Below are 19,444 nucleotides of genomic sequence, written 5' to 3'. Positions count from 1 at the left end.
ACGGCGGTGGTATCATTCTGACTCCAGGCACGAGGACGCACGGTTGTTATGAAAGTTAAATATCTTATTTATTTTTTTACTTTTCTATTAACCGCCTCGTTCACCATTTCAATTTGCGATGAGTGGTCAGAGGCCAAAGAGCAATATAATGACAGCGCCTGGAACCTGAGTAAGACTCAGCACTCAGAAGACGTTTCCGGAGCATTTCAAAATAGTCTGCGGCTGCATAGGATAAAACGCCTGAGTCTGGTTAACCCGGCGCTGGAACCTGCGCTCTGGCAGGAAACCGAACGGCAAACGCGTAACAAAATCCAGCAGATACGCCGCTATGCCGACTCTGACGCCCGACAACAATTAACAACCCAGCAAAAAATCGACATCCGCTCAATGCTGAATCTGCTGGAAAAAATGTTGAATAACGACACGCAGCAATTAGCGCCGATGAATAATCAAATTCGTAATTTATTCAATATCAACAGCGCTTATTACATTACTCAGTCCAGCATGGATTATTACAGCTATACCTATGAAAGCCGCATCCTGAATGCCGATGCTTTTTTATTCCTTGAGTCCATACGCCTGAACAACCAGCTTAATATCACCCTGACCGAGATCATCGATCAACTTGTTGATATCAAACTCAACGGACTGAATGACAAAGAATCCTACCTGAAAACCATCCAGCTGACCGGCGTACTGAACGTGCTGAGTTCACGCCTGCTGTTTATGGAAATGGTCTATAGCGACCCGCAGGTCAGCCGTATTATCAACCAACTGCTGGAAAATCTTTCTCCACAGCAGACCAACGGCCTGGCCGGCGAGCTCTATGCGTCGATGGCCCATGGCAAAGAGCTCGATGCCACACGCATTTACGCCTACGTCAAAGAGCTGGACCGGCTGTCTCAGCAGTTCTTCCAGCGCAGCTTTGATCTGGAAATCGAGAAATGCCGCAAAAAAATGTATCAGAGCCAGACGGCAATTAACGGCCTGATCGCCTTTGCCGGGCTGCTCGCCCTGTTTCTGCTGATGCCGACCCTGATTTTCTGTTCCAACATCAGCCGCTGGCTGACTAAAACGCAAGGCAATATCCAGCATCTTTCGCAAGGCAACATGGCGATTGATGCGCCGGAAGTGTTTTACAGCCAGGAGCTGATCGCCATCACTGATGCCATCAATCAGCTCAAGCAATATCATTTGGAAAAGGTGCGTCTGGAGCAGGAGAAACACGCGCTGATTAAAGAGCTGGAGTCCTCCTCCTATCTCGACCCGCTCACTAACATTTACAACCGTCGCCGCTTCTTTCGTGAAGCCTAACAGCTGCCCGCCGCCGGCTATCCGCTGGCCTTTTGCCTGATCGACATCGATAACTTCAAAGCCCTTAACGACACCTACGGCCACAACATCGGTGACCTGGCGCTGGTGGCCTTTGCCGATCTGATGCGCCACGCCTTCCGCGCCGAAGATATCTTCTGTCGCTACGGCGGTGAGGAGTTCGCCATCCTGCTGCACCATTGTGCGCTGCCGGACGCCAGAGCGGTGCTGGAGAAGCTGCGCCATAGGGTTCAGCGGCTGCGGCTGCCGGTGCCCGACGGGCAGCCCGTCCGCTTTACCATCAGCTGCGGCATCGCCGCAGTCGCGTCCCCGCATCAACTGCAAAGCGCAATAAAACTGGCCGATGAGGCGCTCTACTTTTGTAAGAAAAACGGCAAGGATCGAGTGGCGATCAACACCGGTTCGGGCTGCCGGTAAAAGCGTTGTTTAAAATAATTAACCTTATAATTTTTATCGCTAATTAGACTAAGTGATTCACTTTTATTGGTTTATCCGCCTTTTCTTTTCACCACTGCGACACACCGGCGCATAAGCGCACGTTTAATCCTCGACCCGTTCCCCTGATTTATGGTGTGATGGCGCTTCAATAACAGGATAATCCGGGTATACTCCTCCATCTTTTATGATTATCCGGATTTGGAGACGCGCCCTGACGAGGATGCTGTAACGCGCTATGACTCAATACGCTTCCCCGATTTTGACATCACTGCTTGATACCGATGCTTATAAGCTTCATATGCAACAGGCAGTATTCCATCGCTATCCCGCGATCGATGTCGCGGCAGAATTCCGCTGCCGTGGCGACGAACTGCTGGGCGAGTACGCCGACGAAATCCGTGCGCAGGTTGCGCTGATGGAGCAATTGGCGCTGACCGAGGCGGAATATCAGTATCTCTCCGGTCTGCCTTTCTTCCGACAGGATTACCTTAACTGGCTGCGCGATTTCCGTTACGATCCGCAGCAGGTCACTATCGACAACCGGGATGGCAAACTGCAGATCCGCATTGCCGGGCCGTGGCGCGAAGTGATTATGTGGGAAGTGCCGCTGCTGGCGGTAATCAGCGAAGTGGTGCACCGCCACCGCTCGCCGGAGGTCACGCCTGCGATGGCGGTCGCGCAACTGCGCAGCAAACTGACACAGTTCCAGCAAATGACGCAGGATATTGATATTTCTCGCTTCAAACTGATGGACTTCGGCACCCGTCGCCGCTTCTCACAGCCGGTACAGCAGGCGATCGTCAGCACGCTGCAGCAGGAATTCCCTTATCTGGTCGGCACCAGCAACTACGGTCTGGCTCACCAACTGGGGCTGGCGCCGGTAGGTACCCAGGCGCATGAATGGTTTCAGGCGCATCAGCAAATAAGTCCGGTGCTGGCCAACAGCCAGCGCGCTGCCCTGCAGGCCTGGCTGGACGAATATCCGGATCGGCTCGGCATTGCCCTGACCGACTGCATCACCATGGACGCTTTCCTGCGTGACTTCGGGCCGCAGTTTGCCGAGCGCTATCAAGGGCTGCGCCATGATTCGGGCGATCCGTTCGAATGGGGCGAGAAAGCCATCGCCCACTACCAGAAGCTGGACATCGACCCGATGAGCAAGACGCTGGTGTTCTCCGATAATCTCGATCTGGAGAAAGCGCTGGCGCTTTACCGCCGCTTCGATCGCCGCATTAATCTGGTATTTGGCATCGGTACGCGCCTGACCTGCGATATTCCCGGCGTCAAACCGCTGAATATCGTGATCAAACTGGTGGAGTGCAAGGGCAAACCGGTGGCGAAACTCTCCGACAGCCCGGGAAAAACCATCTGTCAGGATCAGGCGTTTGTTAAAGCATTGCGCAAGGCCTTTGACCTGCCGCTGGTGAAAAAGGCCAGTTAACAGTATTAAGCCGGGTGAGTTTTCAGCCGGCTTTCTCTTCTTTATTACCCTTCCCGCCCCTATCCGCCACGACAAGACAGAAATGTTGCGCCAATCTGGCGATTTCTACTTGTGCTCTGCACTGCGGCAAGTAACATAGCAAGACCCCCATTGTCTTGGGTTGTAAGCTATTTCTTTATCAAATCAATTTAAGAGAGAAATTTATGAGCGTAGTGCCTGTATGCGACGTGCTGCAAGGGCGTGCTGCGGTTGACAGTGAAGTCACCGTGCGCGGCTGGGTGCGTACCCGAAGAGATTCTAAAGCCGGTATCTCCTTCCTCGCCGTTTATGACGGCTCCTGCTTTAATCCGTTACAGGCCGTCGTTAATAATTCTCTGCCGAATTATCAGGATGAAGTGCTGCACCTGACCACCGGCTGCTCGGTTGAAGTGACCGGCAAAGTTGTCGCCTCGCCTGGCGAAGGCCAGAGCTTTGAGCTGCAGGCGACTGAAATCAAGGTGGTCGGCTGGGTCGACGATCCGGATACCTATCCGATGGCCGCCAAACGTCACAGCATCGAATATCTGCGTGACGTGGCGCACCTGCGCCCGCGCACCAACCTGATCGGCGCCGTGGCGCGCGTACGCCATACGTTGGCGCAGGCGATCCACCGCTTCTTCCATGAAAACGGTTATTTCTGGGTCTCTACCCCACTGATCACCGCATCCGATACTGAAGGCGCCGGTGAAATGTTCCGCGTGTCCACGCTGGATCTGGAAAACCTGCCGCGCGACGATAAAGGCGCGGTCGATTTCAGCGAAGATTTCTTCGGTAAAGAAGCGTTCCTGACCGTTTCCGGGCAGTTGAACGGTGAAACTTACGCCTGTGCGTTATCGAAAGTTTACACCTTTGGTCCGACATTCCGTGCAGAAAACTCCAACACCAGCCGTCACCTGGCGGAGTTCTGGATGATTGAGCCGGAAGTCGCCTTCGCAACGCTGGATGATTCCGCAGCGCTGGCCGAATGCATGCTGAAATATGTCTTCCAGGCGGTCTTGGACGAGCGCGCCGACGACATGCAGTTCTTTGCCGAGCGCGTAGACAAAGACGCCGTTGAACGTCTGAAACGATTTGTATCTTCTGATTTCGCTCAGGTGGACTATACCGACGCCATCGATATCCTGCTGGCCTCCGGTCAGACCTTCGAAAACCCGGTATCCTGGGGTATCGATCTGTCTTCCGAGCATGAGCGCTATCTGGCGGAGAAACACTTCAAGGCACCGGTGGTCGTCAAGAACTATCCGAAGGATATCAAGGCGTTCTATATGCGCATGAACGACGATGGCAAAACCGTCGCCGCCATGGACGTACTGGCACCGGGCATCGGCGAAATTATCGGTGGTTCCCAGCGTGAAGAGCGTCTGGACGTGCTGGATCAGCGCCTGGCTGAAATGGGGCTGAATAAAGAAGACTACTGGTGGTACCGCGACCTGCGTCGTTACGGCACCGTGCCGCACTCCGGCTTCGGTTTGGGATTTGAGCGTTTAATCGCCTATGTGACCGGTGTGCAAAACGTGCGTGATGTGATTCCGTTCCCGCGTACCCCACGTAACGCAAGCTTTTAATTAGCAACGCTAAACAAATTCACTACCATTTTGTTACAAAACAAAGGCCAGCTCTGCTGGCCTTTCGCATTTTTTATTCTTGACGCAGCTCACAAAGTTCCATTTCATTAATATTTAGTTACATATATTTTCTTTTGGAAACGTTTTTAAGACATTAGTAGCATCTTAACCCTAGATTAACCCTGCGCTGAATGGAACACTGCCTTCAGACACAGGACGACACCAATCTATCAACAATAGTTCCCTAAAGAATTATTGGCGGCAGTGGCAAAGGTGTCCGAATAACACCAATGAGGGTAATAATGATGAAGCGCAACATTCTTGCAGTGGTAATTCCTGCGCTGCTGGCTGCTGGTGCAGCAAACGCAGCGGAAATCTATAATAAAGACGGTAACAAGCTGGATCTGTACGGTAAAGTTAACGGCCTGCACTACTTCTCTGATAGCAAAAGCGATGATGGCGACCAGTCTTACGTTCGTTTCGGCTTCAAAGGTGAAACCCAAATCAATGACCAACTGACCGGCTACGGCCAGTGGGAATACAACATTCAAGCCAACAACAGCGAAGGCGGCAGCGACGCGCAAAACGGCAACAAAACCCGTCTGGGCTTTGCCGGTCTGAAATTCGCCGAGTACGGCTCCCTGGACTACGGCCGTAACTACGGCATCGTTTACGACCCAATGGGTTGGACCGATATGCTGCCTGAATTCGGCGGCGACTCTGCCGGCAGCGACAACTTTATGGTTGGCCGTTCTACCGGTCTGCTGACTTACCGTAACAACGACTTCTTTGGTCTGGTTGACGGCCTGAACTTCGGCCTGCAGTACCAGGGCAAAAACGAGCGTAATGATGATATCAAACGTTCCAACGGCGACGGCTGGGGTATCTCCACCACTTACGAACTGCCGGTTGGCGTAGGCTTCTCTGCTGCATACGCGTCTTCTGACCGTACCGACAAACAAACCAATGCCACCTATGGCCGTGGCGAAGGCCGCGCCGAGCAGTGGGCAGCGGCGATGAAGTATGACGCCAACAACGTCTACCTGGCGGCAATGTACGGTGAAACCCGTAACGCGACTTATATTGAAAATGACAAAGTCGGCAGCTCGCACCGTGGCTTCACCGGTTTTGCCAACAAAGCGCAAAACCTCGAGCTGGTTGCTCAGTACCAGTTCGACTTCGGTCTGCGTCCGTCCATCGCCTACGTGCAGTCTAAAGGCAAGGACATCGAAGGCATCGGCGATGCTGACCTGATCAAATACGTTGATGTTGGTGCGACTTACTACTTCAACAAAAACATGTCCACCTACGTTGATTACAAAATCAACCAGCTGAACGACAACAACCCACTGGGCCTGAACACCGACGACATCGTTGCCGTTGGTCTGGTTTACCAGTTCTAATTGTTGTTCCGCCTGCCGGCCATCAACCTCCGGCAAAGTTAAAAACAGGGCTTCGGCCCTGTTTTTCTTTTTCCGCCGCCGACAACTTTTTATGCTGCCTGCCGCCCCTTTACCGTCATTTTTCGTGCTGAATCTGCCTTCCTCACAAGTTCGAGGTGTTTTTCTCGCAAACGGTTGGCAAAGCGCACGACTGGCGCTACCCTGATGCCTCTATCCGCTTAACGCTAAGCTATGGAAGCATCTGACATGTTTGAAAAAATCGCTGCAGCACCTGCCGATCCGATTCTGGGTCTGACCGACATTTTCCGCGCGGACGCCCGTCCGAACAAAATCAACCTGGGTATCGGCGTCTATAAAGACGAAACCGGCAAAACGCCGGTGCTGACCAGTGTGAAAAAAGCGGAGCAATACCTGCTGGAAAATGAGACCACCAAAAACTACCTCGGCATTGAGGGGATCCCTGCGTTTGCCAGCTGCACACAAGAGCTGCTGTTCGGCAAAAACAGCCCTATCATTACCGACAAGCGTGCACGCACCGCGCAAACGCCTGGTGGTACCGGTGCCCTGCGCGTAGCGGCCGACTTTATCGCCAATCAAACCGACGCTAAACGCGTGTGGGTCAGCAACCCAAGCTGGCCAAACCATAAGAACGTCTTCTCCGCTGCCGGTCTGGAAGTGTTGGAATACAACTACTATGACGCCGCCAACCACGCGCTGGACTTCGACGGATTGCTGAACAGCCTGCAACAGGCGCAGGCCGGCGATGTGATCGTGTTCCACGGCTGCTGCCACAACCCGACCGGCATCGACCCAACGCCGGAGCAGTGGAGCCAGTTGGCTGAGCTGTCGGTAAGCAAAGGCTGGCTGCCGCTGTTTGATTTCGCCTACCAGGGCTTTGCCAAAGGTCTGGAAGAAGACGCGCAGGGTCTGCGTATCTTTGCCGCCAAACATAAAGAGCTGATTGTCGCCAGCTCCTACTCGAAAAACTTCGGCCTGTACAATGAACGTGTCGGCGCCTGCACCATCGTCGCCGCCGATGCTGAAACCGCCGATCGCGCCTTCAGTCAGGTTAAAGCGGCAATCCGCGCCAACTACTCCAACCCACCATCACACGGCGCGGCGATCGTTGCCACCATCCTGAGCAACGACGCGCTACGCGCCATCTGGGAGCAAGAGCTGGCCGATATGCGTCAGCGTATCCACCGCATGCGTCAGCTGTTCGTGAATACCCTGCAGGAAAAAGGCGCTCAGCAGGACTTCAGCTTTATCATTAATCAAAACGGCATGTTCTCGTTCAGCGGCCTGACCAAAGATCAGGTACTGCGCCTGCGCGAAGAGTTCGGCGTTTATGCGGTGAACTCCGGCCGCGTTAACGTCGCAGGCATGACGCCGGATAATATGGCGCCGCTGTGCGAAGCCATCGTCGCCGTGCTGTAAGCCATAATAAGCATCAGATGTAACAAAGGGGCGCTCTGCGCCCCTTTTACTGTTATTCACGCCGGAAAATACGGCTTATTACCACGCCTCTGGCTGCTCACGCAAAAACGGATTGGTCTGCCGTTCATGGCCGAAGGTCGACATCGGCCCATGCCCCGGAATAAAGTCCATATCATCCCCCAGCGGCAACAGTTTATTGCGGATAGAGGCAATCAGCGCCTGATGGTCGCCGCGTGGGAAATCGCTGCGCCCCACGCCACCGTTGAATAATACGTCGCCGACCAACGCCAGCCGCGCCTTATCATTGATAAACACAATGTGCCCCGGCGTATGTCCCGGGCAGTGCAGCACATCCAGCGTCATATCGCCCAGCTGCACGCTGTCGCCTTCGGCCAGCCACTGGGTCGGCGTTAACGGCGCGCACTCTTCCAGCCCGAACATCCGGCTTTGCGCCGGCAGGCCGTCGAGCCAGAACGCATCCTCTTTATCCGGCCCGATAATCGGCACCTGATAATGTTCCGCCAGCTCCGCCGCCGCACCGACATGATCGAGATGTCCGTGCGTCAATAAAATCTTCGTCAGCTGCACGCCGGCATCCCGCACCACCGCCTTCAGCTTTTCCGCTTCGCCGCCGGGATCCACCAGCGCGGCCTGCCCCGTATGCTCACACCAGATCAGCGTACAATTTTGGCTAAACGCCGTGACAGGGATAATTTGGTATTTCATAAAGCTCCAACGACAACGGCGCCGGACCTTGCGGCCGGCGCTCTCTCAATCCAGAGGCACAGCGATTACCAGGTACGCACCGGCCCGGTATCGATGTGAACGAAATTGCTACGCGGATAATAGCCTACGCCACCCGCACGCATTTTTAACGCCGCCTTGCGGATGTTGCTCAGCTGAATGCCTTCGATATGGAAATCCATCGCCTGGCCTTTGGTGTGGTAGCTATGTTTGGCAACGCCACGACTGCGCGCACGCAGTTCGTTGTTCGTCCCCAGGGAACGGTAACCGGAAATCAGCTGTACCGGTTTAGTGGTGCCCAGCATCCCCTGCAGACGATAAAGATGATCAAACAACTGCGGATCGATCGATTTAACTTTATTCGCACGGAAATCGCGGAACAAGTGATTTAAGCGCACCAATTCTTCTTTATTATAATTTTTACCATCGAAGAATTCGGCTTTAAGTGATTCGCCTGTATGCAGGTTATTTACTACAAGAATACGAGGGCGAGAAGTAGAAAGGCTGGCAAATGCTTGACCCGGAAGTAAAGCCATGCCCATCGCGGCGCCACCCAACGCCAGCCATTTACGGCGGTGAAGATCAATTTTGTCCATGTTTCTATCAGACCCGGCAAGAATATCAAAAAAATATGCACAAAAAAGCGCACTGCCTGAACCTTAACCGCCCACGCCGCCTGAGTCAACCCATGATGCGGCGCGGCTTACAGGCACTCTGACAGCGAGTGCCTGTATCAGGTTCGAATATTCAGACCGTTACTTAGTTAAAATTACTGCATTTATTACAGCAATTTTTCTGCCTGGGACAAAATTTGTGCGCTCGATCGCACAGTATTATCGTAATTGTAAATATCTGTACGGAATTGTGGCTGTCCGTCATCGGCAACCCACGCCGTTAAATAATACAATTTAACCGGAATACGCCCTCGTACATTAACGAAAGTGGTATTGCCCTGCTTCAGGGTGGAAGAAACACGGCTATCGTTCCAACCGGCATCCTGCAACAACATATTGGCTAACACCGAGGCTTTATTTACCCGTACGCAGCCGGAACTGAGCGCACGAATATCTTTTTTAAACAGGCTGTGATTCGGCGTGTCATGCAGATAAATAGCATCCGAACTTGGCATATTAAATTTAAAACGGCCCAGCGAGTTAGTGGCACCCGGCGCCTGACGAATACGATACGGGAAATTACGGGCGGAGATCGAACTCCAGTCAATCGTTGACGGATCAATCACCTGCGCATCATTGCTCCAGCCGGACAACAGCGTATAGCCGTGTTTCTGGAAGTAATTAATATCACGCATCGCCTTCGGCACAATATCTTCACGCACCAGCGTCGTCGGCACATTCCACGGCGGGTTAACCACCACGTTATTCAGCGCGCTGCTCATCAATGGCGTTTTACGACTTGGACGGCCGACGATTACCCGCGACGAAAGCACTTCACTCCCATCACGATAATAAACCAGCGAGTAGTTGGGAATATTCACCATAATACCGTTGTTCACCCGCCCCGGCAGAATACGCAAACGCTGAATATTCAGCGCCAGCAATGCGGCACGGGTTTGCGGCGACACGTTCAGCCATTCACGCGTGCGCACCCCGATCAGACCATCCGCACTCAGCCCCTGCCATTTCTGGAAGCGTTTGACGCCTTCAACCAGCTCGTCGCTGTACAGGCTGTCGCCGCTGGCGGCGGACTGCAGCATGCCGCCTTCATCCGAGCTCACCGACGCCGATGATGGACTCACCACCGCAGCACGGTTCTCGCGCAGCTTTTCTTCATCAACCGACTGGTCATCATCCACCACCGGCGCGGTGCTATTCACCATTGCCGGCTCCTGACTCTGCGGCATGTTGCCAGCGCTTGCGGACAACATGCCGGTGCGCTGCAGAATTTCACGCAGCGCGGGGATGTCGCTGCTGGTTTGCCCCGGACGCAGCGTCGGGCCGCTGGCCAGATGCGGCCAAGGACGGCTGTCGGTCAGCAGGTCACGTAGCGCCTGATGCATCTTCGCGTATTGCGGATGCTGCGGCGCCAGTGATTCAATATAAGGCAGCGTTTTGCTCTGGCGCACCGCCAGCTGCCACTGGTTAATCACGGTTGCCGGCGGCGTGGCCAGCTTATAAGGAATATTGCTGTACAGCCATTGATTGCCGTTGGCGCTGATGGAAGAGACAAACTGCAAATAGCCAAGCATCGCATCCGACAACACAATGTCACGCCCCATGTCGCTAATCGCCGGGTCGGTCAGCTGTTTCACCCATTGATTAAACTGCGGCTGAATACCGGAAATCGCCAGCTCGGCCAGCTGCTGCTGGAACTGCTGCACCGTTTCACGATCCTGCCACATCGGTTGCATCTGGTTGGCCGCATACAGCGGGGCCAGCGCGGCAAGGTAGTGCGGCGTAACGCCGCGCGGCAGCGCCGACATCAGCTCTGCACGGCTTTGCGCCACTGTCGTGGCGGAGGAACCCGCGGACAATCCGGGCGTAGTTGCCCATGCGGGTAGTGACGCGGCAAAACTACATGCGATAGCGCAGCTCAGCGCCAAACGTCGTACCCTGTTACTTTCTTTAAGCAACATCCCTTGCCCCCTCTCTGCTCACAAAAAATATGATAAAAATTACTGATTAATTTAAGTATATACCTAAAATAAATGGAGTTGCATCAAGCCGACAAAAGCGTCCGCCGGATACGGCCCGTCCCAGAGCGCCAACACTGGAAAACGCACTATCATCCATAGCCAATAAAAAATAGCCACCCTGGGGCGGCTATTTTCAGATTTTTAGGGTGTTTTAAACCTGCGGCGTCTCTGCCGGGCTGGCCCCCAGTGCCGGCGGCTCATTGGCAAAACCGCGCAGCCCCACCACGTGCACATGCTCCTGATTCTGGAACACCTTACGCACCAGTTTATAGGTGGTGCCTTTTTCCGGGCTGATATTTTCCGGCGCCGCGATGATCAGCTGCATTTCCAGACGGTCACACAGCTCGAACAGCGTGGCGATGGATTTAGCATCCAGACGCGCCGCTTCATCGAGGAACAACAGACGGCACGGAGAAATATCCTTGCCGCGCAGGCGACGGGATTCTTCCTCCCAGCTCTGCACCACCATTACCAGAATCGACATACCGGTACCGATCGCCTCACCGGTCGACAACGCGCCGCTTTCCGCACGCAGCCAGCCGTCAGAGCCGCGGAAGACTTCCACCTCCAGCTCCAGGTAATTACGGTAATCCAGCAGCTCTTCACCAATGGTCTGCGGCGTGCGCTGACCCATATCGATCTGCGGATTCAGCCGCTGATACAGTTTAGCCAGCGCCTCGGAGAAGCTCAGGCGGTTGCTGTTGAACAGATCCTGATGCTGCTCCTGCTGTTCGGACAGCACGTCCAGCAGCGTCGCATGCGCTTCACGCACGTTGACGTTCAGACGCACGCTCTTCACCTGGCCGAAGGATACGGCCTGCAGCCCCTGGTTCAGCATGCGGATGCGATTCTGCTCACGCTGAATGGTCTTGCGGATGATATTCGCCACGCTTTTGGAACTGATCGCCAGTTTCTGCTCGCGGCTGGTCAGCTCTTCGGTCAGACGACTCAGCTCGATCTCCATCTGTTCAATGGCTTCAATCGGGTCGTCGGTGCGGATAATATCCTGACGGATACGCTCGCGCAGATGCTGATACACCGCGATATAGAACTGGATTTTGCGTTCCGGCCGCTTCGGATCTTCCGACAGACGCAGCACGTCGCGCAGATGTTCGTTATCCGCCACCGCCAGACGCAGCGCACCCAGTGCCTTATCCGACATTGAGCGCAGCTCGTCGCCGTCCATATAGGCCAGCTCGCGGCGGTGCAGGCGACGCTCCACGCCGTTATCTTTCACCATGCGCATCACCGCGCACCAGCCCGCCTTGGCGGTCACCACCTGCTCACGCAGCTGATGATAGTCGCGCTCCAGCTTGCGCAGTTTTTTCTGCAGGCTGTCCATTTCCGCTTCGCAGAAGGTCAGCTGTTTCTCCAGCTGATTACGCCGCGCGCGGTTGTTGCTCAGTGCCGCATGCAGCTCGTCGCGGCGCTGACGCGCGCGCGCTTCGGCGTTGGCATCGGCCTGTACGCCGATATCCACCAGCTCCTGGCTCAGCTCTTTGAGCATATCGCGCTTGGCTTCATAAGAGCTTTTCAGCGAGGCCAATACCTGGCTGTACTGCGTAAACTGGCTCTGATACTGACGCAGCTGCTCACGGGCGCTGCTGCGCTCCGCTTCCGCCTGCTCCAGTCGATGGCGCAGTTTGTCGTTGAGATCGTTATTGGCGTTTTGCATACCGGCCGAGTCGGTATAGCTAAAGTGCGCGCGGCGCTGCACCACCTCGATCAATGCAAAGGCCTGCTGCTTCGCCTGGCGCTGAGTATTCTGCGCCTGCTGATAATCCTGCTGCAGCTGTTCATGCTGCTCCGGATCGTTTTGCAGCACGGACACCAGCGGCTCCAGTTTATTCAGGGCAACGCCGTGCTGCTGCAGGTAGCGCGCAGCCTCCTGCGCCTCGTCCAGCTCGTCCTGAATTTCTTCCACCCGGTCCTGCAAGGTGTCATCGTTCAACAGCGAAACCAGCGGCGTCAAGCGATGCAGCGCAGAAAGCCCCTCTTTCGCCTGCTCGTACTGCTGACGCTGCTGCTGGTTCTGCGCTTCATGGTTGTTCAGCGCACGTTCGATCTCCGTGCGACGACCGTTCAGCGTACGGATTTCCGCTTCCGGATCGGTATCAAAGGCAACGCCCAGATGACTACCGATAAAGCGGCTGAACGCCTGATGAGAACGCTGGATTTTCTGTACGTCGAACGACAGCGTCGCGTAGCGTTCCGCCAGCGTTTCACGTTCGGCATGCAAGACTTCCAGACGTTTTTCACGCGCGGCGCGGCCAAACAGCGGCACTTCCGGGAAGCGGGAGTAACGCCACTGGCGGTCGGCGATTTTCACCACCACCGCTTTTTCTTGTTCTTCAACGGCGAAGACGCTGTCATCGAACGACTGCGGATCCCCTTCGATCAGGTAGAGATCTTCCGGGCAATCTTCCAGTCCTTCCAGCATTTCGCGCACCAGCGACAGGTCCGGCACCACGATGGCGTGGCGGGACGGGCCATACAGCGCGGAGAAGTAAGGCGCATCGTCGATGGTGACATCGTCGTAAATTTCCGACAGCAGTACGCCGCCGAAACGTTCGGCCAGCGTCACCAGACGCTGATCTTCCGCGCCGCTCGGCTGGCTAAGACGCTCAATCTGCGCGTCGACTTCGCGTTTGCGGGCTGCTACTTCGTCGCGTTCAACCGTAGTTTCACGCTCACGCTCCAGCAGCTGCTGCATATATTCGGTAACCTGCTGGCTGCTTTCCAGCGGTTCGCCGCTTTGTTCACTCAGTTGGCTGAGCGCGTCCTGCGCCGTCAGCCACACCGGCGCGCGGGCGGTCAGTTCGCGGATGCGCTGCTGGAGATGCTCCAGCTCCTGACGCATTTCCATCCGCCGTTCGCCGGCTTCGCTGACGTTCTGCGACAGCGACTCCAGCCGCTCTTCCAGCTCTTGTTGCAGCGCATCGAGGTCGTCTGCCTGATAGTCCTGGCCATGGCGTTTACAGAATTCCTGCAGCAGACGCTCGGCGTCCTGCTGAGAGCGCAGACGCTGCTCCAACTCGCTCAGACGCATACGCAGCGGCTGCACGCGCTCCGCCTGGTGCTGCTGCGACGGCCAGTCGCGCAGCACTTCGCGCGCGGTCTGCCAGGCATCGCTGCGGCTGACTTCACCGGCAATTTTACACACCAGCTGGTAAGCCTGTTCAAAACGGCCGTGCGCGGCATCGGCCACGCTCAGCTTCTGTTCCAACATCAACAGCGCTTCGGTGGCTTCCTGCTCGCGCGCCTGGAAGGTTTCCAGCCACTGTTCGGCATTGTCCGCGCTCAGCTCCGGCAGCTGGCACAGAGAACGCGCGCGCTCCAGCGCCTGCAGCGCCTGTTGATACTGAATGGCGCGGGTCTGCTGCACGTCGAGCGCCTGCTGGTAATCGGCCAGCTGACTTTTCAGCTCATCCACTTCCAGCTCGGCCGCCTCGGCGCGCGCGCTGTACTCTTCCTGCTGTTCGCCGGCTTCGGCCACCACTTCATTCTGTTCTTCCAGCCGGTAGGTCAGCTCTTCCAGATCGGCTTCATAGCGCTCGATCTTCTCCTGCTGACGCATCGCGGTCTGCACCAGGTTCAGATGATCGCTGGCTGCCTGATAATCGGTTTCCAGATCGGACTCCGCACCGCTCTGCTCCGCCAGCTCACGCGCCATCTCTATGTGGCGGTACTGCTCCGCCGCCAGCTGTTTCCGGCTGCCGAACAGGTCGTTACGCAGCACCAGCGTGCTGTCCAGATGGATACGCCGCTCGTTGGCATGGCGCATATAGTCCGCCGCCACATAGGACGTCGCTTCAGAAATCAGGTGTTTGAACAGGTCGCGGTCGGACTGGGTGACGCGGATCGCTTCCAGCGTCATGCGGTTTTCCCGCAGCGCGGCTTCCATATCCTGGAACGCCTTGCGCACGCCGCTGTTTTCCGGCAGCAGGTAGTCGCGCAGCGAGCGGGTAATGGCGCTGGAAATACCGCCGTACAGCGAGGCCTCGATCAAACGATAGAACTTGCTGCGGTCGGCGGAAGAGCGCAGGCGTTTTGGGATAATCCCCAGATCAAACATCAAAGAGTGATAATCGGTGATGGAGTTGAACTGCTTGAACTGCACCCCTTCAATCTCTTCCAGCCGCTCTTTCAGCTCCGGCAGCGACAGCACGCGCGCCTGGCGCTCGCCGACCGTCTGCGTCAGAATTTCCGTCGGCTGCACCGAGGTCGGCAGCCCCTGAATGGTGAACGGCTTGATATCGACCTTACGGTCACGGCCGGCAACCTGCTGCAGACGCACGCCGACCACCACACGCTGATGACGCGAGTTGACCACGTCGAGCGTCGAGTAACACACCCCGGCGCGCAGCTTACCGTGCAGGCCTTTATCGCGCGAGCCGCTGGTCGCGCCGGCTTCGGTGGTGTTACGAAAATGCAGCAGCGTCAGATCGGGGATCAGCGCGGTGACGAAGGCCGCCATGGTGGTGGATTTCCCCGCCCCGTTACCGCCGGACAGCGTGGTGACCAGCTCATCCAAATCAAAGGTGCGGGCAAAGAAGCCGTTCCAGTTAACCAGCGTTAGCGAGCGAAATTTACCGCGTTCAATCATTCCTGTTCATCCTCTGCGCTATCCGGCGTGTTATCTGCCGTTTGCTCTTCGCCTTCTTGCTCATCATTCAACAACAGGCTGTTTTCAATCGGCATGGCCTCGCCGTCGCGGATCATACGCAGCTGTGCTTCACGCGGGTCGTCACCGCTGCGCACATCTGCGCCGAAGCGGAATACCGCCTCGGTGATGCGGAATTTACTGCTGTCGCCGCCCATAAAATAGACCATGCCCAGACGGCGCAGACGGTTCAAGGAAGTGCGTACCTTTTCGTGCAGCTTCTGCCGGTCAAGGTCAGAGCCGGTGGAGCGCTGGTTGACGAACTTCAGCAGCTTGTTTTCATCCGCCAGGCTCAGCAGCTCGTCGTACAGCTCCTGATGGCTGAAAATGCCTTCGTGCGCCAGACGTTCCGGGCTCAGATAGAGGTAACAGAGAATTTTACCGACCATCATATCCAGCTCGGACAGCACCGAACGCGGGATCAGCGTCGTGGAACGCGGGCGCAGATAGAAAAAGCCTTCCGGCGCACGCAGCAGCTCGACGCTGTAGCGCGCGTAGAACTCTTCCAGTTCATCCTGAAAATCCATCAGAAATGCGTGGTTGTCCAGCTCGTCAATGCCGATATGGCGCCCTGCGCGCAGTTGACTGTCCAGCGCCGGAAACAGCGGGTTGGACAATGCCTTCGCCAGTTTTACTGGCATAATGTGTTCAATATTTGTCGATGACATGGGCCTGTACCTTGGCTCCGTAATCATTGATTACCTGCCACTCGGCCGGTAACCCTGAAAAATCAGCTTCAGCCACACCAAGGCGCACCGCCTGGTCGACCACTAAACGCGCCACGTCGAAGTGACGGGCGCGCGGATATTGCGCCAGATAATCGCGCATGACCGCCCCTAAATTGAGCGGCAACTGTTGTTCCTGATAAACCTTCAGCGCCTGTTCGATCATCGCCGCCAGCTGTTCGCGGATTTCGCTGAACTCTTCATATTCCAGATCCGGCGGCAGTTCCCCGGTCACCTCATCGCTGCGCAGCGCCAGTTCTTCATCGCGCATATCCAGCAGGCGATCGGCACTGGCGTGAGTCAGCGCCCACGGGTTGTCGAAATAGTTTTGCACCGACTGGCGCAGACGCTGCGCAAACACACGGTTTTTATCCATGTCGATCGCGGTACGGATGAATTTGTGCACGTGGCGGTCATAGCCGATCCACAGGTCGATCGCCTGCTGCCCCCAACTGACGATGCGATCCAGTTTGCTTTGCAGGTCAAACACCAGTTTGTCGACAAAGGCCAGTTCGGCATCGCCCAACGTGGATTCCTGAATACGCAGCAGATTCGCCTGCAGCTTGTCGCCGGCGGCTTCCAACGTATCCTGCAGTTCACGCAGGGTACCGGAGGTTTCCGACAGCAGCATCTCACAGCTGGAGATCGCGGCGCGCCAGTCCTGGTTCAGCAGTGCAGCGATATCTTCTTTCACCCCCTGCTGCTGCTCATCCATCACGCGCTGGGTCATATCGATGCTGTCGAAGATCTCCGCCACCGAATACTTCAGCGGCGCAAAGACGTTGCGATGCCAGTGGAAATCATCGCCGCCCTCTTCAGCGGCGTCCGCCGCGCGTTTCAATTCCTGCGCGACAATCGACAGCTGCATCGACAGGCGCAGCGTTGAGAATTCACGCTGACGAATATAGTAGTCGGTAATGCCGATGCCCAGCGGCGTCAGACGGTAAATGGCATTGCCGTCCGCCAGTTCGCTGGTAAAACGGTTCAACAGGCGCTGGCGCACCATGTCGTTAATCGCATTATTGGCGCGGATCGCCACCGTTTCATGCGTCTGTTCGAAACCCTTGCTGACATGGCGAAATGCATCAACCAGCTCACCTTCGCTCATCTCGCCGTCCAGCCGCTCGCCATTTAACGTGGCGATCGCAAGCAGAAACGCAAGACGCTCCGTAGGGAGCGAAATAGAGAAATCATTTTTCCGTGCCCAGGCGACCAGTTCGGGTACAGTCTGGGAAAATTCACTCATAGTTCGTCCTTCAGGTTTGGTTTATGCGCCATGACGTGAATATAGCGCCCCAAACTCACGTACGGCTCCTGCCGACAATAGTGCTGTTCAAGCGCCAATAACTCTTCAAATTTTTGTGTCTGCAGTTGCCTGCTTTGCAGGTAATCATGAAACACGCGCACGCCGGTTTTACCGCTGATGCGCATGCCCAGCTGTTCCAGCCAGCCATAGACCAACGGCGGACTATGCGGGTATTGCGGCGACAGCGAACGCTTGCGGCGCCGTCTCACTTCGGGATTGACCAATTGAAAATTACCCAATACCACGTTACGCATCAACAAGCCGTTGGCGTTGAAAAACATCAGCGACAGCGCGCCGCCAGGCCGCAGACAGTCATACAACGCCTGCAATGCCGCCTGCGGTTCTGCGATCCATTCAAGCACAGCATGGAACAATATCAGATCGACCGGCTGTTCCAAATGCTGACCGATCTCCTGAGCCGAACTTTGTATAAATTGCATGTTCTGGCTCACACCTTTCTGCTGCGCCAACTGCGCGGCGCGTTGGATCATCTCACCAGAAAGATCGCACAACAACACCTGATGTCCTAATTCCGCCAGCTGGCAGGCCATATGGCCTTCGCCGCCGCCGGCATCAAGTATACGCAATGGACGCTGCGGCAGTTGCGCCAGCAGCGTATTCAGATCCTGCCAAACTACCGCCTGGCGGATTTTGCCTTTCGTGGTGCCGTAAATATTACGCGCAAACTTTTCCGCAATATCGTCAAAATTGCGATCCTGCATTGGACTACGGCTCCGTTGATCTTATCCTGCCGGGGGGCAACACGCTCCCCACCAAACCTGCTATTTTGGCACAGACTGGCATAGAATAAATCTTCTTACGGCCGGAATGTGCCCGGATGTCGTTTTTTCGCCCAAAAGGACCGGATTTTTAATGCTGTTCAACCTGAAAAAGTTTATTGGCGGCATCATGATGCCGCTGCCCGCCCTGCTGTTACTGATGGCGCTGGCGCTGTTGCTGCTGTGGTTCACCCGCTGGCAGAAAAGCGGGAAAGTAATTCTCAGCCTGAGCTGGCTGTTTTTACTGCTTTTCAGCCTGCAGCCGGTCGCCGATCGGCTGCTGCGGCCGATTGAATCCACCTACGCCACCTATCGCGGTCATGACCCGGTCAATTATATCGTGGTTTTAGGCGGGGGTTACACTTTCAATCCGGACTGGGCGCCCAGCTCAAACCTGATCGGCAACAGCCTGCCGCGGGTTACCGAAGGCGTACGGCAGTATCTTGCACATCCCGGCGCGAAAATGGTGTTTACCGGCGCGCGCGGCGCTAATACCTTGAGCAATGCGGAAACCGCAGCGCGGGTGGCGGAAAGCCTGGGCGTGCCGCGCCGCGATATCGTGGTGCTGGATCGCCCGGTGGATACCGAGCAAGAGGCGGCGCAGGTCGCCAAACTGATTGGCCGGCAGCCGTTTCTGCTGGTGACCTCCGCCAACCATCTGCCGCGCGCCATGCGCTTTTTCGAGGCGCAGGGGCTGCGGCCCATCCCGGCGCCGGCCAACCAGCTGGCCATCACTTCACCGCTGAATATCTGGGATCGGGTACTGCCTTCCGCCATGTTCCTCAGCCATAGCGAACGCGCCTGGTACGAAACCCTGGGCAGTTTGTGGCAGCGTTTAAAGGGAAATGGCGAGAAGATTGAAGAATAAGAGCAAATGACTTCGCTTTACGCAAACGCGGGTGGAAACTAAAACGGTGAG

Annotated in this window: 14 protein-coding genes; 7 read left to right on the top strand and 7 right to left on the bottom strand. The window is 55.9% G+C overall.

What is annotated here, in order from left to right; translation table 11 throughout:
- Positions 1 to 48: 48 nt before the first annotated feature.
- From CLM71_RS08015 to CLM71_RS07995, 6 genes are all read left to right on the top strand, one after another.
- Complete coding sequence (locus CLM71_RS08015; RefSeq protein ID WP_370446978.1) at positions 49 to 1,314, top strand: GGDEF domain-containing protein; 1,266 nt, start codon at positions 49 to 51, stop codon at positions 1,312 to 1,314.
- A gap of 3 nt (positions 1,315 to 1,317) precedes the next feature.
- Positions 1,318 to 1,749 carry a GGDEF domain-containing protein gene (locus CLM71_RS24440; RefSeq protein ID WP_370447001.1) on the top strand — a complete coding sequence of 144 codons (432 nt, stop codon included), beginning with the start codon at positions 1,318 to 1,320 and terminating at the stop codon, positions 1,747 to 1,749.
- 256 nt (positions 1,750 to 2,005) lie between these two features.
- On the top strand, positions 2,006 to 3,211 hold the full coding sequence (gene pncB, locus CLM71_RS08010) for a nicotinate phosphoribosyltransferase (RefSeq protein ID WP_105230539.1): 1,206 nt from the start codon (positions 2,006 to 2,008) through the stop codon (positions 3,209 to 3,211).
- A gap of 203 nt (positions 3,212 to 3,414) precedes the next feature.
- Positions 3,415 to 4,815, top strand: a complete 1,401-nt coding sequence (gene asnS, locus CLM71_RS08005) for an asparagine--tRNA ligase (protein ID WP_105230538.1) — start codon at positions 3,415 to 3,417, stop codon at positions 4,813 to 4,815.
- Positions 4,816 to 5,117: 302 nt separating this feature from the next.
- Entirely contained in the window at positions 5,118 to 6,218 is a 1,101-nt protein-coding gene (gene ompF, locus CLM71_RS08000) for a porin OmpF (protein WP_277871614.1), read from the top strand.
- Positions 6,219 to 6,464: 246 nt separating this feature from the next.
- The gene (locus CLM71_RS07995; protein ID WP_105230537.1) at positions 6,465 to 7,655 is read left to right on the top strand and encodes an amino acid aminotransferase; all 1,191 of its coding nucleotides are present in this window, start codon (positions 6,465 to 6,467) and stop codon (positions 7,653 to 7,655) included.
- Between the two features lie 78 nt (positions 7,656 to 7,733).
- On the opposite strand, the gene CLM71_RS07990 is transcribed toward CLM71_RS07995, so the two are convergent.
- The 7 genes from CLM71_RS07990 to cmoM all read right to left on the bottom strand — a co-directional run bounded on the left by CLM71_RS07990 (position 7,734) and on the right by cmoM (position 18,468).
- The gene (locus CLM71_RS07990; RefSeq protein ID WP_105230536.1) at positions 7,734 to 8,381 is read right to left on the bottom strand and encodes an MBL fold metallo-hydrolase; all 648 of its coding nucleotides are present in this window, start codon (positions 8,379 to 8,381) and stop codon (positions 7,734 to 7,736) included.
- A 65-nt stretch (positions 8,382 to 8,446) separates the two neighbouring features.
- The gene (locus CLM71_RS07985; RefSeq protein WP_105230535.1) at positions 8,447 to 8,995 is read right to left on the bottom strand and encodes a YcbK family protein; all 549 of its coding nucleotides are present in this window, start codon (positions 8,993 to 8,995) and stop codon (positions 8,447 to 8,449) included.
- A 185-nt stretch (positions 8,996 to 9,180) separates the two neighbouring features.
- Positions 9,181 to 10,992, bottom strand: a complete 1,812-nt coding sequence (gene ldtD / locus CLM71_RS07980) for a L,D-transpeptidase (RefSeq protein WP_105230534.1) — start codon at positions 10,990 to 10,992, stop codon at positions 9,181 to 9,183.
- Positions 10,993 to 11,203: 211 nt separating this feature from the next.
- Positions 11,204 to 15,658 (bottom strand): chromosome partition protein MukB, encoded by a 4,455-nt coding sequence (mukB, locus tag CLM71_RS07975; protein ID WP_105230533.1) that lies wholly within the window; start codon positions 15,656 to 15,658, stop codon positions 11,204 to 11,206.
- On the bottom strand, positions 15,655 to 16,383 hold the full coding sequence (mukE, locus tag CLM71_RS07970) for a chromosome partition protein MukE (protein WP_105230532.1): 729 nt from the start codon (positions 16,381 to 16,383) through the stop codon (positions 15,655 to 15,657). The genes mukB and mukE overlap by 4 nt, the downstream gene beginning before the upstream one ends.
- Positions 16,364 to 17,686 (bottom strand): chromosome partition protein MukF, encoded by a 1,323-nt coding sequence (gene mukF, locus CLM71_RS07965; RefSeq protein WP_105230531.1) that lies wholly within the window; start codon positions 17,684 to 17,686, stop codon positions 16,364 to 16,366. Before mukF ends, mukE begins: the two co-directional genes overlap by 20 nt.
- Positions 17,683 to 18,468, bottom strand: a complete 786-nt coding sequence (gene cmoM, locus CLM71_RS07960; protein ID WP_015671771.1) for a tRNA uridine 5-oxyacetic acid(34) methyltransferase CmoM — start codon at positions 18,466 to 18,468, stop codon at positions 17,683 to 17,685. Before cmoM ends, mukF begins: the two co-directional genes overlap by 4 nt.
- Positions 18,469 to 18,619: 151 nt before the next feature.
- Here cmoM and elyC point away from each other — a divergent pair, with 151 nt between their 5' ends.
- Entirely contained in the window at positions 18,620 to 19,393 is a 774-nt protein-coding gene (gene elyC / locus CLM71_RS07955; protein ID WP_105230530.1) for an envelope biogenesis factor ElyC, read from the top strand.
- Positions 19,394 to 19,444: the final 51 nt, after the last annotated feature.

This window comes from Serratia sp. MYb239 (assembly GCF_002966855.1).
Classification (GTDB): Bacteria; Pseudomonadota; Gammaproteobacteria; order Enterobacterales; family Enterobacteriaceae; genus Serratia_B; species Serratia_B rhizosphaerae.
The sequence above is the reverse complement of the archived record's forward strand: the minus strand, read 5'-3'. Positions and strand labels throughout refer to the sequence as shown.

Excerpts from the sequence above, each read along its gene's own strand:
- CLM71_RS08015 (WP_370446978.1), top strand. The coding sequence starts at position 49 with ATGAAAGTTAAATATCTTATTTATTTTTTTACTTTTCTATTAACCGCC.
- pncB (WP_105230539.1), top strand. The coding sequence starts at position 2,006 with ATGACTCAATACGCTTCCCCGATTTTGACATCACTGCTTGATACCGAT.
- asnS (WP_105230538.1), top strand. The coding sequence starts at position 3,415 with ATGAGCGTAGTGCCTGTATGCGACGTGCTGCAAGGGCGTGCTGCGGTT.
- ompF (WP_277871614.1), top strand. The coding sequence starts at position 5,118 with ATGATGAAGCGCAACATTCTTGCAGTGGTAATTCCTGCGCTGCTGGCT.
- CLM71_RS07995 (WP_105230537.1), top strand. The coding sequence starts at position 6,465 with ATGTTTGAAAAAATCGCTGCAGCACCTGCCGATCCGATTCTGGGTCTG.
- CLM71_RS07990 (WP_105230536.1), bottom strand. The coding sequence starts at position 8,381 with ATGAAATACCAAATTATCCCTGTCACGGCGTTTAGCCAAAATTGTACG.
- CLM71_RS07985 (WP_105230535.1), bottom strand. The coding sequence starts at position 8,995 with ATGGACAAAATTGATCTTCACCGCCGTAAATGGCTGGCGTTGGGTGGC.
- ldtD (WP_105230534.1), bottom strand. The coding sequence starts at position 10,992 with ATGTTGCTTAAAGAAAGTAACAGGGTACGACGTTTGGCGCTGAGCTGC.
- mukB (WP_105230533.1), bottom strand. The coding sequence starts at position 15,658 with ATGATTGAACGCGGTAAATTTCGCTCGCTAACGCTGGTTAACTGGAAC.
- mukE (WP_105230532.1), bottom strand. The coding sequence starts at position 16,383 with ATGTCATCGACAAATATTGAACACATTATGCCAGTAAAACTGGCGAAG.
- mukF (WP_105230531.1), bottom strand. The coding sequence starts at position 17,686 with ATGAGTGAATTTTCCCAGACTGTACCCGAACTGGTCGCCTGGGCACGG.
- cmoM (WP_015671771.1), bottom strand. The coding sequence starts at position 18,468 with ATGCAGGATCGCAATTTTGACGATATTGCGGAAAAGTTTGCGCGTAAT.
- elyC (WP_105230530.1), top strand. The coding sequence starts at position 18,620 with ATGCTGTTCAACCTGAAAAAGTTTATTGGCGGCATCATGATGCCGCTG.